The 317-nt window shown below is 61.8% G+C and carries 1 protein-coding gene; it reads left to right on the plus strand.

The window, feature by feature from the left end:
* Window positions 1–317: sensor histidine kinase (locus tag PZH32_RS12305; RefSeq protein ID WP_275208536.1), on the plus strand; the 317-nt coding region annotated here is incomplete at both ends.

Below are 317 nucleotides of genomic sequence, written 5' to 3' on the forward strand. Positions count from 1 at the left end.
GCCACGTCCATGGAGTTGAAGAGGCTGCAGACGCAGATCAACCCGCATTTCTTGTTCAACACCATCAACTCCATTGCCTCGTTCATCCGCACCGATCCCATGAAGGCGCGCACGCTGCTGCGCGAGTTCGCCGTGTTCTACCGCCGTACTCTGGAGGATTCCACGGAGCGCATTTCCCTGGCCCGCGAGCTGGACCAGGTGCAGCGCTACTTCGGGTTCGAGCTGGCGCGCTTTGGCGACGAGCGGCTGGCCGTGGAAGTGGCGGTCAGCCCCGACATTCAAGATATGATGGTGCCGCCGTTTCTGGTGCAGCCGCT

Source organism: Adlercreutzia equolifaciens (assembly GCF_029076695.1).
Lineage (GTDB): Bacteria > Actinomycetota > Coriobacteriia > Coriobacteriales > Eggerthellaceae > Adlercreutzia > Adlercreutzia equolifaciens_A.